This window comes from Kitasatospora sp. NEAU-69, assembly GCF_057158765.1.
Window position 1 is genome coordinate 60,741 of record NZ_JBWXUE010000032.1, and the last position, 12,681, is coordinate 73,421.

General features: G+C 71.2%; 12 protein-coding genes and 1 pseudogene. 9 read left to right on the forward strand and 4 right to left on the reverse strand.

Going from position 1 to position 12,681, the window contains the following annotated elements; genetic code table 11:
- Positions 1–30 precede the first annotated feature (30 nt).
- A pseudogene (locus AC060L_RS29580) lies at positions 31–4,674 on the forward strand (beta-ketoacyl synthase N-terminal-like domain-containing protein); the annotation flags it as partial.
- A gap of 104 nt (positions 4,675–4,778) precedes the next feature.
- Here AC060L_RS29580 and AC060L_RS29585 read toward each other — a convergent pair.
- Positions 4,779–5,759: a helix-turn-helix transcriptional regulator gene (locus AC060L_RS29585; protein ID WP_483802016.1), complete on the reverse strand. Its 981-nt coding sequence runs from the start codon at positions 5,757–5,759 to the stop codon at positions 4,779–4,781.
- Between the two features lie 282 nt (positions 5,760–6,041).
- Here AC060L_RS29585 and AC060L_RS29590 point away from each other — a divergent pair, with 282 nt between their 5' ends.
- The 3 genes from AC060L_RS29590 to AC060L_RS29600 are packed head-to-tail and all read left to right on the forward strand — an operon-like array spanning position 6,042 to position 8,265.
- Positions 6,042–6,200, forward strand: a complete 159-nt coding sequence (locus tag AC060L_RS29590; protein ID WP_483802017.1) for a hypothetical protein — start codon at positions 6,042–6,044, stop codon at positions 6,198–6,200.
- A 3-nt stretch (positions 6,201–6,203) separates the two neighbouring features.
- On the forward strand, positions 6,204–6,527 hold the full coding sequence (locus AC060L_RS29595) for a hypothetical protein (RefSeq protein WP_483802018.1): 324 nt from the start codon (positions 6,204–6,206) through the stop codon (positions 6,525–6,527).
- Between the two features lie 52 nt (positions 6,528–6,579).
- On the forward strand, positions 6,580–8,265 hold the full coding sequence (locus AC060L_RS29600) for a hypothetical protein (protein ID WP_483802019.1): 1,686 nt from the start codon (positions 6,580–6,582) through the stop codon (positions 8,263–8,265).
- Between the two features lie 100 nt (positions 8,266–8,365).
- Here the strand turns inward: AC060L_RS29600 and AC060L_RS29605 are convergent, their stop codons facing one another.
- Complete coding sequence (locus AC060L_RS29605; protein ID WP_483802020.1) at positions 8,366–8,572, reverse strand: DUF397 domain-containing protein; 207 nt, start codon at positions 8,570–8,572, stop codon at positions 8,366–8,368.
- Complete coding sequence (locus AC060L_RS29610) at positions 8,569–9,396, reverse strand: helix-turn-helix domain-containing protein (RefSeq protein ID WP_483802021.1); 828 nt, start codon at positions 9,394–9,396, stop codon at positions 8,569–8,571. Before AC060L_RS29610 ends, AC060L_RS29605 begins: the two co-directional genes overlap by 4 nt.
- A gap of 191 nt (positions 9,397–9,587) precedes the next feature.
- On the opposite strand from AC060L_RS29610, the gene AC060L_RS29615 reads away from it, so the two are divergent.
- From AC060L_RS29615 to AC060L_RS29630, 4 genes are all read left to right on the forward strand, one after another.
- Entirely contained in the window at positions 9,588–9,803 is a 216-nt protein-coding gene (locus tag AC060L_RS29615; RefSeq protein WP_483802022.1) for a hypothetical protein, read from the forward strand.
- Positions 9,784–10,107, forward strand: a complete 324-nt coding sequence (locus tag AC060L_RS29620) for a hypothetical protein (RefSeq protein ID WP_483802023.1) — start codon at positions 9,784–9,786, stop codon at positions 10,105–10,107. The genes AC060L_RS29615 and AC060L_RS29620 overlap by 20 nt, the downstream gene beginning before the upstream one ends.
- Entirely contained in the window at positions 10,108–10,290 is a 183-nt protein-coding gene (locus AC060L_RS29625) for a hypothetical protein (protein WP_483802024.1), read from the forward strand.
- Positions 10,291–10,570: 280 nt separating this feature from the next.
- Positions 10,571–11,299 carry a phosphatase PAP2 family protein gene (locus AC060L_RS29630; protein WP_483802025.1) on the forward strand — a complete coding sequence of 243 codons (729 nt, stop codon included), beginning with the start codon at positions 10,571–10,573 and terminating at the stop codon, positions 11,297–11,299.
- Between the two features lie 11 nt (positions 11,300–11,310).
- Here AC060L_RS29630 and AC060L_RS29635 read toward each other — a convergent pair whose 3' ends face one another.
- The gene (locus AC060L_RS29635) at positions 11,311–12,288 is read right to left on the reverse strand and encodes a LysR family transcriptional regulator (RefSeq protein ID WP_483802026.1); all 978 of its coding nucleotides are present in this window, start codon (positions 12,286–12,288) and stop codon (positions 11,311–11,313) included.
- Positions 12,289–12,384: 96 nt separating this feature from the next.
- Between AC060L_RS29635 and AC060L_RS29640 the strand changes: the two genes are divergently transcribed.
- Entirely contained in the window at positions 12,385–12,678 is a 294-nt protein-coding gene (locus AC060L_RS29640) for a DUF1330 domain-containing protein (RefSeq protein WP_483802027.1), read from the forward strand.
- The last annotated feature ends 3 nt before the right edge of the window (positions 12,679–12,681 follow it).

The following is a 12,681-nucleotide window of genomic DNA, read 5'->3' on the forward strand; positions in this document are numbered from 1 at the left end:
CCGACGCCGGATCCGGCAGCAGCACCGACGCCGGAGCCGACGGCCAAGCTCGTCGAGGCCCTGCGCGCCTCGATGACCGAGGTCGCCCGGCTGCGCCAGCAGAACCGGCACCTGACCGAAGCAGCCCGGGAACCGATCGCGATCATCGGCATGGGCTGCCGGCTGCCCGGCGACGTCGCCTCCCCGCAGGACCTCTGGCGCCTCGTCACCGAGGGCCGCGACGCCATCACGCCGCTGCCCACCGACCGCGGCTGGGACCTCGCCGCGCTCGGCACCCCGCTGCCCCAGGGCGGCTTCCTGCACGACGTCGCCGACTTCGACCCCGGCTTCTTCGGCATCTCCCCGCGCGAGGCCATCGCGATGGACCCGCAGCAGCGCCTGGTGCTGGAGACCGGGTGGGAGACCATCGAGCGTGCCGGGATCGACCCGGGCACGCTGCGCGGCAGCCGCACCGGGGTCTACGTCGGCGCCGCACAGCCCGGCTACTTCGTCGACCCGCGCGACCCCGAGCTCCAGCGCTACGCCGTCACGGCCAGCGTCGCCAGCGTCATCTCCGGACGGCTCTCCTACGTGCTCGGCCTGCAGGGCCCCGCCGCCACGATCGACACCGCCTGCTCCTCCTCCCTGGTCACCCTGCACCTCGCGGTGCAGGCGCTGCGCCTGGGGGAGTGCTCGCTGGCGCTGGCCGGCGGCGTCGCGGTGATGCCCAACCCGGCCAGCTTCGTCGGCTTCGGACGGCAACAGGTCCTGGCCGGCGACAGCCGCTGCAAGGCCTTCGCCGCCGGGGCCGACGGGATGGCCCTGTCCGAGGGCGTCGGCATGGTGCTGCTGGAGCGCCTCTCGGACGCCCGGCGCAACGGCCACCGGGTGCTCGCGGTGGTGCGCGGCAGCGCGGTCAACCAGGACGGCGCCAGCAACGGCCTGACCGCCCCCAACGGCCCCGCCCAGCAGCGCGTCATCCTCGACGCGCTCGCCAACGCCGGCCTGACCCCCGATCAGGTGGACGCGGTCGAGGCGCACGGCACCGGCACCGCACTCGGCGACCCGATCGAGGCCCAGGCGCTGCTCGCCACCTACGGCCGGAACCGGCCCGCCGGACACCCGCTGCGGCTCGGTTCGCTGAAGTCGAACATCGGGCACACCCAGACCGCCGCCGGCGTGGCGGGCGTGATCAAGGCGGTGCTGGCCCTCGAACACGGCCTGCTGCCCGCGAGCCTGCACATCGACGCACCGACCCCGCAGGTGGACTGGGAGGCGGGCGACGTCGAACTCCTCACCACCGCGCTGCCCTGGCCCGACGCCGGACACCCGCGCCGGATCGGCGTCTCCTCCTTCGGCATCAGCGGCACCAACGCCCACCTGATCCTCGAACAGGCACCGGACGTCCTGGACGGCTCCGGCACCTCGGACAGCTCGGATCCGGTGGACGCTACGGACGCCGGGGTGGGCGTGCTCGCGGGCGCCGCGCCGTGGCTGCTCTCCGCGAAGACCCCGCGGGCGCTGCGCGGCCAGGCACAGCGGCTGCTCGACTTCGTGACCGGACATCCCGACCTCGACCCGGCCGTGGTGGGCACCGCGCTCGCCACGACCCGGGGTGCCTTCGAGCACCGCGCCGCCTTCTCCGCACCCGACCGCGCCACGGCGCTGTCCGCGCTGCGGGCGCTGGCCGCGGGCGAGAGCGCCGCCGGCCTGATCCAGGCCGATGCGGAGCCGCGCGGCAAGACGGCGTTCGTCGTCGCGGGCAACGACCCTGCCCCGACCTGGCGGGCAGACCTGCGGGCGGCCCGCCTCGCCTCCCCGGTCTTCGCCGAGCAGCTGAACGCCTGCGCACAGGCCCTGCAGCCGCACACCGAGCACCCGTTGACCGACCTGACCAGCCCTCTCGACCCGTCCCCCGCTCACGCCGGCGGTGCCGCCGCGGAGCCCCCGGCGGAGGTGGCGGCCGGCCGGCTCGCCTCCTTCGCGACGGCGGTCGCCACCGCCGCCCTCTGGCGGGCCTGCGGGGTTCAGCCGGCGACCGTGCTGGGCGAGGGCTTAGGCGAGATCGCCGCCGCGCACCTCTCCGGCGCCCAGCCCTTGGCAGAGGCGGCGCGCACGGCGGCCGCCCGCGCCCGCGTCCTCTCCCACGACGGCGACGTGCCCGCCGCCGGCTCCGCCGACGGTCTCGACGAGCGGATCAGCGCAGCGGTCGAGGCGGGCCACGTGTTCTTCGTGCAGATCGGGCACGATCCGGCGCTGTCGGCGCGGATCCGCGCCCGCCTCGCCGCGATCCGCGCGGAGGCGGTGCTGATCGAACCGCAGGACGCCGCAGAGCCGCTCGCGTCCCTGGTCGCCCGCGCCCACGTGCACGGCGCCCCGGTGGACTGGGCCAGGATCCACCCCACCCGGGCGCGCGACACGGTGGACCTGCCGACCTACGCGTTCGACCACGCGCGCTACTGGCAGCCGCTGTCCGCCGTCGAGCTGCCCGCGCCTGCGGCTGCCGCCGTAACCGCTCCGGCTGCCACGCCTTCTCCCGTCCGTTCTCCTGCACTCGCGCCTGCGCCCACCGACCTGCCGGAGTTCGCCCGCGCCCTGCTCCCCGCGACCCTCGAGGAGCGCGACGCGGCGCTGCTCGACCTGGTCCGCACCCAGGTCGCGATCCTGCTCGACTACCCCTCGGCCGAGGCCGTGCGCCCCAAACGCACCTTCCAGGACCTCGGCTTCGACTCGGTCGCCGCAGTCGACCTGCAGAAGAGGCTGAAGAAGGTGACCGGCCTGACTCTGCGGGCCACCGTGGTCTTCGACCACCCCACCCCCGCACGCCTGGCCGCGTTCCTGACCACCGAACTGTTCGGCGCCCGGCCGCAGTCCACCTCCGGCGAGACCGTCCCCGCGCCCGACCCCGCTCCCGCCACGGCCCTCGCCCCCACCCCGGCCCCCGCCCACCCCGAGGACGACCCGGTGGTCATCGTCGGGATGAGCTGCCGGATCCCGGGTGGGATCGAGTCCCCGGAGGCACTGTGGCAGGTGCTGGCCGACGGCGCCGACATGGTCGCCCCGATGCCGCAGGACCGTGGCTGGGACGAAGCGAAGCTGACGGCCGCCGAAGAGACGATGCCCGCCGTCCAGGTGCTGCGCAAGGCCGGGTTCATCGAGCGGGCCGGCGACTTCGACGCCGAGTTCTTCGGCATCGGCGAGGACGAGGCGCTGGTCATCGATCCGCAGCACCGCCTGCTGCTGGAGATGTCCTGGGAGGCGATGGAGCACTCCGGCGCCGACCCGCTGGCGCTGCGCGGCGAACGGATCGGCGTCTTCGTCGGCACCTTCTACCAGGCGTACCCCGCCGACATCCAGCAGGTCCCGCCGCAGAGCATGCGCTACCTCGGCGGCGGCGCCTCCCCGGCCATCGCGGCCGGCCGGGTCGCCTACACCTTCGGACTGGAGGGCCCGGCCCTGGCGCTGGACGCCGCCTGCTCCTCCTCGGCACTCGCGCTGCACCTGGCCTGCCAGGCCGTGCGGGCGGGGGAGTGCTCGGCCGCCCTCGCCGGTGGGGTGACCGTGGTCGCCTACCCGCTCGCCTTCCCCGACCTGGTCGGCGCCCCGGCGCCGGACGGCCGCTGCAAGTCGTTCGCGCAGGCCGCGGACGGCACCGGATACGGCGAGGGCGCCGGAATGGTGATGGTCGAACGGCTCTCCGAGGCCCGCCGGCGTGGCCACCGGGTGCTCGCCGTGGTCAAGGGCTCGGCGGCCAACCACAACGGCGAAAGCAACGGCCTGACCGCCCCCAACGGCGCCTCCCAGCAGAAGGTAATCCAACAGGCCCTGGCCGCAGCTGACCTGACGCCTGATCAGGTAGACGCGGTCGAGGCGCACGGCGCGGGCACCGCGCTCGGCGACGCGATCGAGGCCGAGGCCCTGATCGCCACCTACGGCCAGGGCCGACCCGCCGACCAGCCGCTGCGGCTGGGCACCATCAAGTCCAACATCGGCCACGCGCAGGCCGCCTCCGGCGTCATCGGCGTGATCAAGACGGTGCTGTCCCTGCGGCAGGCGACCCTGCCCAGGACGCTGCACGTGGACGCCCCCTCGGCGCGCGTCGACTGGTCGGCGGGCACCATCGCGCTGCTCACCGAGTCCGTCCCCTGGCCGCAGACCGGCCGGCCGCGCCGCGCCGGCGTCTCCTCCTTCGCCTCCAGCGGCACGAAGGTGCACTTCATCCTCGAACAGGCCCCCGACCCCGAACCCGACTTCGCCCCCGCCCCCGCGCTCGACACACCGACGCCGTCCGGCCCGCTGCCCTGGGTCGTCTCCGGCCGCACCCCGGCCGCCCTGCGCGCCCAGGCCCGCCGCCTGCTCGACCACCTGACCCGCCACCCGGCCACCGACCCGGCCGCCGTCGCCCGCACCCTGGCCACCCGCGCCGCCTTCGACCACCGCGCCACCATCTTGGGCACCACTGCCACGGAACTCCTGGCCGGCCTCGCCCACCTCGCCCACCTCGCCGACGGGGACACCACGGCACTCGTCCTGCCCGACCAGGCATCCGGCGAGGCGGACTACCAGCCACTGACCGCACTGGCCGAGAAATTCGCCGCCGGCTCGGACGTCGACTGGCTGTCCGTGCTCCCCGCCACCGCAGCCCCCGCCGAACTGCCCACCTACGCCTTCCAGCGCAGGCGCTACTGGATCTAGAGATCCCGGCTCCCAGCCGCGAGGTACGTCGCGCAGGCTCGGGCCGACCGGCCCGAGCCCCGTCACGTCCGGCACGGGCGCAGCGTGGCGGGACGCCTGGCGGGTCAGATCCAGCCGTGTCGGCCGGCCTTGAGGCCGGCTTCGAAGCGGGAGCCGGCCTCCAGGCGGCGCATCAGCTCCTCCATCCGGCGCTTCACGGTGCGGATGGAGACACCAAGGCGCTTGGCGGCGGCTTCGTCGGTCAGACCTGCGGCGAGGATCCTCAGGAGTTCGCGTTCGCCGGCGGTGATGCCGGTGTCCGGGTCGTGAGCGGGGGCCTGGTCCAGCGGGAGGGCGTCCGCCCAGATCCGGTCGAACAGCTCGGCCACGGCAGCCACGACCCCGGGGATGGTGACCAGCACGGCGCTGGGGGCCGCTGCGGCCGGGTCGAGCGGGACGAGGGCGGTGGCCCGGTCGACCACCAGCAGGCGGTGCGGCAGCGCCGGCGCGGTGCGCAGTTGCGCACCGGCGGCGGCCATCGCGCGTCCATAGGCGAGGGAGCGCGGGTTGGTGCGCGTGCCCTCGTGGCAGAGGGTCCTGAGGGCGATCCCGCGTCCGAGTAGTTCCTCGTCCAGGGCGCGGGAGGCTTCCAGGGCCTCGGGGGGCATCTGACCGGGGACGATCGAGCAGATCTCGGTGTCGGCGCTCTGGAGCAGGGACTCCAGGCGGGACTGGATCTCGTCCAGGCCGTCGAGCTGTTCGGTGCCGGTGGGGATCCGCTGCCGCTCGCGGGTCGCCTGTTCGGCCGCGGTGGCGACGGCGATGCGGTTGGCCTCCAGGGCGGCCTGGCGGGTCAGGAGTTCCTCCTCCTGGCGGCGCAGCAGCAGCGCGCGGGCGCGCTCCGGGCTGACCGGGCGCCGCTGTTCCGGTGCCTCGCGCGACATCCGCAACAGTGCGAGGTCGGCCAGCGTGTCCAGGCTCGCCCCGACCTGATCCTGGCTCAGGCCGAGGCGCTCGGCCAGCAGCGTTGCGTCCAATGTCGGTTCGGCCAGCAGTTCTTGGTACACCTGCTCGCAGACCGCATCCAGTCCCAGTGTGCGCAGCACCGTTCCAGCCCCCGTCGCCCCGTGCGATGCCGATGTGTGTCTGTGTATCTGTGTGCCGTCAGAGCGTGACACGACCGGTTCGGCCGGAGCAAGGTCCGCACCGGCCGCAGCGAGCCTGGCCCGATGGTGCCATGGAACTTTCGGGCCAACGGCCGCTGCTTCCGCCCGCCTGAGCTGCGCGGAAGACTTCTGTTCACCGGAAGGCGGCGACAGCCCGACGGATCCGGCACCGGAGCGACCGGCCATGCCGACACCACACAGAGACTCGACGGAGGCCCCGCCATGCCCGGAACACTGCGATTCGTCCTGTTCGGCCTGATCGCCCTGTTCGGCATCGGACTCTCCGCCGCGCCCGCCGTCGCCGTGACCGCGGCCCCCGCTCCGGTGGCCACCACCGCGGACCCGGCCCCCGGCCTGGTCTGCGGCGGCTGCTGGAGCTGAGCATTGACCGCGCGCTACGTGGTGGCCACTCACCTGACGGGACCACCGGCTCGGCACCGGAACCCGCACCCGCACCCGCACCCCGCCACCGTGGTCGATCTGGTGTGGGCCCATGCGACCACGGCCGATGGGCTCGACCACGTCCGCGTCCAGGCGCTGGTGACCGCCGATGAGCTTGAGCTGGTCGTGCTCCTGCGGGCCGCGACCGCCACCGACGCCGTCCGAACCGCCGAAGGCCTGTTCGGCAGAGCCACCCGAAGCCCTGCCCTCCGCCACTGGCGCACCAACGACTTCAACGTGCTGCCGCTGGCGGCACTGGACAACTGAGCCACACCTCGTCACCCACCGCTGCCTGCCATCACCAACAGGGGGATCCCGCATGTTCGCCAAGACCCGCTCCGCCCGCACCAAGTCCGCCCGCCGTCGGCTGTCCGCCTCGCTGCTGGCCACCGCGACCATCGCGAGCCTCGCTCCCACGCTGCTGGGCGCCACCGCCGCACACGCCGTCGGCTCGTACAGCAACGCGGACCTCGCCGACAAGGCGCTGACCTACGTGGGCGGTTCGGGCACCACGGCCTGCGCCCAGGCCCACGAGAGCGGCGGCGACCAGTGCAAGCAGTTCGTCAACTGCATCGTCTACATGGTCAGCGGGGACTCCCAGTGGCCGGTCGACGCCGGCGGCAACTACCAGAAGAGCTACCTCGACGCCGGGGGCGTGGCGGTGACCGCGGCGACTGCGGTCAAGGGCGACATCATCCAGGAAGGCACCTACGACGGCGATGCGCTGCACACCGCGATCGTGGTCGCCAACAACCACGACGGCAGCTTCGACGTGGTGGACGCCAACTTCGTCGGTCCGGGCGTCGTCGGGCACCACCTCTGGGTGCCGCCCACCAGCAACATCGGCTACTACCGGATGGGTACCGTCGCTCCGGTCATCCCGTCAGGCTTCAACGTGACGCTGTGGGGCTTCAACTCCGGCCAGACCCTCTCCGGCACCGTGAACCTCACCGCCCACCCCACCCAGAGCGGCGTCATCGAGTGGGTGGACTACGTGATCGACGGCCCGGGGGGCTACCACAGCGAGGTGCGGGCCGGAGGCGGCGCGCAGAACTACCCGTACGCCCTCAACACCGCGAACATGCCCAACGGCAACTACTCGATCAGCATCGTCGCCAACGAGATCGACGGTCAGAACCACACGTACGGGGGCGGCTCGTTCACCCTCAACAACACCACAACCCCCGCCCCCGTCTACAACACCGTCCTCGCCAAGAGCGGCATCGGGCTCTACGGCTGGACCCAGGAGAGCGACCCCGTCGTCGTCGCCCAGGCGACCGGCGGTGGCGTCCAGATGATCCTGGACAACAACGGCGTCGTCTGGGCCAAGAGCAGCATCGGGCTCTACGGCTGGACCCAGGAGAGCGACCCCGTCGTCAAGGCGATCGCGGTCGGTTCCGACGGCACCCAGATGATCCTCGACAACAACGGCACGGTCTTCGCCAAGAACGGCATCGGCATCTACAACTGGATCCAGGAGAGCGACCCCGGCATCAAGACCATCGCCACCAACGGCGGCGTCCAGATGATCCTGGACGGCAACGGCGTCGTATCGGCGAAGAACAGCATCGGGCTTTACGGCTGGACCCAGGAGAGCGACCCCGTCGTCAAGGCGATCGCGGTCGGTTCCGACGGCACCCAGATGATCCTCGACAACAACAGCGTCGTATCGGCGAAGAGCAGCATCGGGCTCTACGGCTGGACCCAGGAGAGCGACCCGGTGGTGCAGGCGATCGCGGTCGGCTCCGGCGGCACCCAGATGATCCTCGACAACAACGGCACGGTCTTCGCCAAGAGCAGCATCGGGCTCTACAGCTGGATCCAGGAGAGCGACACCGGCATCAAGGCCATCGCCACCAACGACGGCGTCCAGATGATCCTGGACGGCAGCGGTACGGTCCTCGCCAAGAACAGCATCGGGCTCTACGGCTGGACGCAGGAGAGCGACCCGGTCGTCAAGGCGATCGCGGTCGGCTCCGACGGCACCCAGATGATCAGCCGGTGACCGCTTTGGCCGCGTACTGAACCGGTTCCGGCCCGGAAACTGGAGCACCGAGCCCCCGAGAGGCCCTGAGAGGGCTTCCCGGGGGCTCGGTGATTTGGGGTCAGACGGAGCCGAAGTCGCCGGCCTTGATGCCGTCCACGAACGCGGAGAACGCGTCGGCCGGGAAGATGAGGGCGGGCCCGTCGGGGTTCTTGGAGTCCCGGACCGGCATGACACCGGCGAAGCCGGGGGCGACCTCGATGCACTCGCCACCGTTGGAGCTGTAAGACGACTTGAACCAGGCGGCGCCGGTAAGGTCCGTGTTCATCCCAGGATTTCCTTTCGTGCCTTGCGGAGTAGAGCGAGGGAAGCCGCTTGCGGCAGCGCTTCAATCTGAAGCTGATCGTAGCCCCTCAGCCATGCCGCGACCGTGTCGTTGTCCCGGTCGAGGAAGCCCCGCTTCAAGGTCTCCGTATAGCCCACCGTCGCCCGGTCGGAGAGGGTGAGGAGAGTCACCGGCAGGTCGAACGGCCGCGCCGCACCGAGGGATGCGGGAGCGACCTGCAGCGTGATCCCGGGGCGGGCGGCCAGTTTCTCCAGATGGTCAAACTGCCGCCCCATGGCCTGCGGGCTTCCGATACACCGCAGGGCAGCCTCGTCCAGGACGGCATGGACAAGTGGTGTCGGCGTGCGGGCGAGCAGGGTCTGACGGACCAGCAGGAATGACACCCGCTCGTCCGCCTGTTCCTGGGTAATGCTTCCGCGTTTCACATCGGCAGCTGCAAGGGCGGTGGCGTACTCCCGAGTTTGGAGAAGCCCGGGAATCCCGCTGACTTGGAAAAGCCGGATGGCTGCCGCCTTCGCCTCAAGGGCCGCGTACTCGGGAAAACCCTCAAGTAGGCCCGTGTGCTTGAGGCCCCACCACATCAGCTCCAGCGTGCCACCCGTCCCGAGCGCGGTGTCCGAACGGGTCGTGAACTCGAAGGTGGGATTCTTCGTAGCTCTTTCGATGCACGAGATCAGGCTGTCGCTGTACCCGATGAGCTTCCCGAACCCCACCTGCGACAGCTTCTTCGCCTCGCGTGACCTGCGCAGCTGCGTCCCGAAGGCCGCCAGCGGGGATGACGAAGGGTCAAGGTCGGTGCGCCGCATGTTCGATCGCCCTTTCGGATCCGAGTCCCACCTGCCCCAACAGTCAAGTGGAGAGGTCTTCCGAGCGTAGCGCTGTGTGCCGATGCTTGTACACAGAGTGGGAAAACCAGGAGAGGAGCCATCCAGTGACAGCGACAAATGAGCCACAGGGGCAGGGGCAGCAGCAGGAGCCCGACCGGCGGAGGACGCCGATGCCCGACCACGAGCGCGAAGCCTCCTCCGTCGCAACGGAATTGACCACGACGCTCGCCGAGGCCGGCATCGTCCTGCCCTCCGTCGGGGTGGACTGGCCGCTCGTCACCGGCACGTACCTCGTCACGCTCGGCCGGGCCAACATCAGGACGGTGCGGGACCTGATCCAGCTCCTCCGCGATGGGTTGAAGTACCGTGCCCAGCAGCAGCGTTGAGGGCCCCGAGGAGCGGATGGTCCGGGAGCTCCGGGAGCGCGCCGAACGGGTCGTCGCCCGGATGGTCAACGCTCTCGCGCTGGCTGAACTTCCGCGCCTCGTCGGGCTCGAAGGTGGCCGGATCACCGTCATGCGCGAAGGTATCCACATCGAGCTGGGCGGGTGCAGCGTCCGCACGCTCGAAGCGATCGCCCAGCACATCGAAGAGCACGCGGTCTGCACGGGCCGGATCGTCCGGGGCTCGGTCGTGCCCACTGGGCTGGCCGAACTGCCCGGTCTGCGAGACGAGTCGAGAGACGGATAGATGAGCGACGAACCAGAGCCGCACCGCGGCCTCACCATCCACACCTACCGGGTGACCCCCGGCGGCGAGCGGATCGACGTCTTCCGGGGCGAGTTCGGCCCCGAGGCGCGCAGCGGCCGCCCGTTCAGCCAGCGCTGGCCCGCGTGCGAGTGCTCGCGCTGCCGGGCGGACGATCCGGGGTGACCGCCTGACCTGCAGCTCACGGGGCGGTTCCCGGTCCCCGGCGTGCCGTCCGGCATCACCACAGCGCCCTCACCCGTTCGGGTGATCCCCGGGGCTAGCATCTGAGATCATGACGACGACGCAACCGCTCGACCAACAATCAGGGTCGACAGAGCAAGGCACTGGCGCCGAGAACGGGCCGAGCGGCACGGCGACCGACGCAGGGACCAGCGCGAAACGTGGATTCCCGAGGATCGGCCCGATCCTGCCGGCCCGGTTGCGGCCGGTAACCCGCCCCACCATGTGGATCGAGATCGCGCTCATCGCCATCGCCTACTACTGCTACCGCGTGACGCAGAACGCGGCGAGCACCGGCGGCCAGGCGCCGTACCACCGGGGCCGGGACATCCTGAGGCTGGAGCACCTGCTCCACATCGACATCGAGCAGTGGCTCAACCACACGATCGCCGGGATCGACTGGCTGATCGTGGGGATGAACTACTACTACGCGACGCTCCACTTCATCGTCACGATAGCGGTCTTCGTCTGGGTCTATCTCAAGTTCCCCGACCGCTACCGCGCGGTCCGCACCGTGATGTTCGCGATGAACGGCGTGGCCCTGATCGGCTTCTACCTCTATGCCGTCGCCCCGCCGCGCCTGCTCGACCCGACCCGGTTCATCGACACCTTCTGCGTTCACCACACCTGGGGCGAGCAGACCTGTACCGGAGTGGCGGGCCTCTCCGGCTCGGTGACGAACGCCTTCGCCGCGATGCCGTCCCTGCACATCGGCTGGGCGGTCTGGTGCGGCCTGGCGATCGCCCACCTCGGCAGGCGCCCGTGGGTCAAGGTCATGGGCATCCTGTACCCGGTGGCGACCTTCACGGTCATCATCGCGACGGCCAACCACTACGTCATGGACGTGTTCGGCGGCCTGGTCGCCCTGGGCGGCGGCTTCCTGGTCCAGCGCATCCTGCAAGGCCGGCCCGTCTACGCCGCGATCACCGGGGCTCCGCCCGTCGACGTCTGACCCCTGGCGCGTCAGTCCGGCAGCCAGTGCAGCTCGTGCGCCAGGGCTTTGGCGACGGCGCGGATGCGGCGGTGCAGCGGCGACAGCTCGCGTGGCAGGACCAGGTGGAACGTCAGGCTGTGCGCGCCTCGCAGCGGTCGCCAGGTGAGACCGGCCGGTTGTACGGTGAGCGCGGTCTCTCCGGCCGGGGCGAGGGTGACCCCGTCGCGCAGGTCGCTCTGCGACATGTCGAAGGAGACTGCGGGCGTGTGGAACCGGGGGTGTGGTCGGGTGTCTCGGAACAGTGCGGACAGCTGATCGTGGATCACGGGGTTGGCCGCTCGGTCCGGGAGTCGCAGCGGATACGCGGCCGCCTCGGCGATCTCGATCTCCGGGCGGTCGGCCAGCGGATGGTGCTGCGCCAGCTGGACCCCGATGCGCCCACGCCGCAGCGGGAACCGGCGCACGCCACGGCCCGGCTGTTCACCGCGGGTGATCCCGGCATCGATGCGGCCGTCGGCGACCGCGGCGGAGATCTCCGGTGTCGCCATCGGGACCGCGCCGACCTCGAGTCCGCTGTTGTCGCGAATCAGCCTCTCCACCAGGGCCGGTGCCGTCTCGGCCCCGGCGCTGAGGCTGTATCCGATGCGCAGCGTGCCCAGTTCACCGGCCGCCGCGCTCCGGGCGGTGTCCCACGCCCGGTCCAGCGCCGCCAGCGCGGGCGGCGCGGACTCCGCCAAAGCCGCACCGGCTGCGGTCAATACGACGCTACGCGTGGTGCGGACCAGCAGGGCCGTACCGAGTTCCGCCTCCAGTCGGCGCATCCGGGCGCTGAGTGCGGGCTGTGCGATACCGATCCGTGCGGCCGCGCGGGTGAAGTTCAACTCCTGTGCCAGTACCAGGAAGTAGCGCAGGCTCACGGTATCCGGCGCCACGTGCCCTCCCTGCCGATTGATAACGATCCGTTCTGACTCTATCGCGTATTGATCTTTCCCCTGACCCCACGTCAAGCCCTAACCTGCGGAGGTCGGGATCGATCGATCGACGTGTCAATTCGAAGTGTCAATTCGAAGTCGGACGTGTCCGGCCGAACACAGGAGGTTTCCATGGCCAAGGGCTACTGGGCCAGTGTCTACCCCGCCGACTCCGACGCTGAGAGGCTGACTGCCTACGAGAAGCTGGCCGGTCCGGCCGTCCGGGCCGGGGGCGGGCGCGTCCTGTCCCGTGGCGGTCGAGTCGTCGCCCACGAGGCCGGAATCACGCAACGCGTCGTTCTGATCGAGTTCGACAGCTTTGAACAGGCCGTCGCGGCCTACGAGAGCGAGGCATACCGGAAGGCGCTGGTGGCCCTCCCCGACGGCTTCGAGCGCGACCTCCGCATCATCGAGGGCATCGACTGACCG

Bases quoted from the DNA above. Each gene is read 5' to 3' on its own strand.
- AC060L_RS29590 (WP_483802017.1), top strand. From the start codon at position 6,042: ATGCCCGGAACACTGCGATTCGTCCTGTTCGGCCTGATCGCCCTGTTC.
- AC060L_RS29600 (WP_483802019.1), top strand. From the start codon at position 6,580: ATGTTCGCCAAGACCCGCTCCGCCCGCACCAAGTCCGCCCGCCGTCGG.
- AC060L_RS29605 (WP_483802020.1), bottom strand. From the start codon at position 8,572: ATGAACACGGACCTTACCGGCGCCGCCTGGTTCAAGTCGTCTTACAGC.
- AC060L_RS29610 (WP_483802021.1), bottom strand. From the start codon at position 9,396: ATGCGGCGCACCGACCTTGACCCTTCGTCATCCCCGCTGGCGGCCTTC.
- AC060L_RS29615 (WP_483802022.1), top strand. From the start codon at position 9,588: ATGCCCGACCACGAGCGCGAAGCCTCCTCCGTCGCAACGGAATTGACC.
- AC060L_RS29625 (WP_483802024.1), top strand. From the start codon at position 10,108: ATGAGCGACGAACCAGAGCCGCACCGCGGCCTCACCATCCACACCTAC.
- AC060L_RS29630 (WP_483802025.1), top strand. From the start codon at position 10,571: ATGTGGATCGAGATCGCGCTCATCGCCATCGCCTACTACTGCTACCGC.
- AC060L_RS29640 (WP_483802027.1), top strand. From the start codon at position 12,385: ATGGCCAAGGGCTACTGGGCCAGTGTCTACCCCGCCGACTCCGACGCT.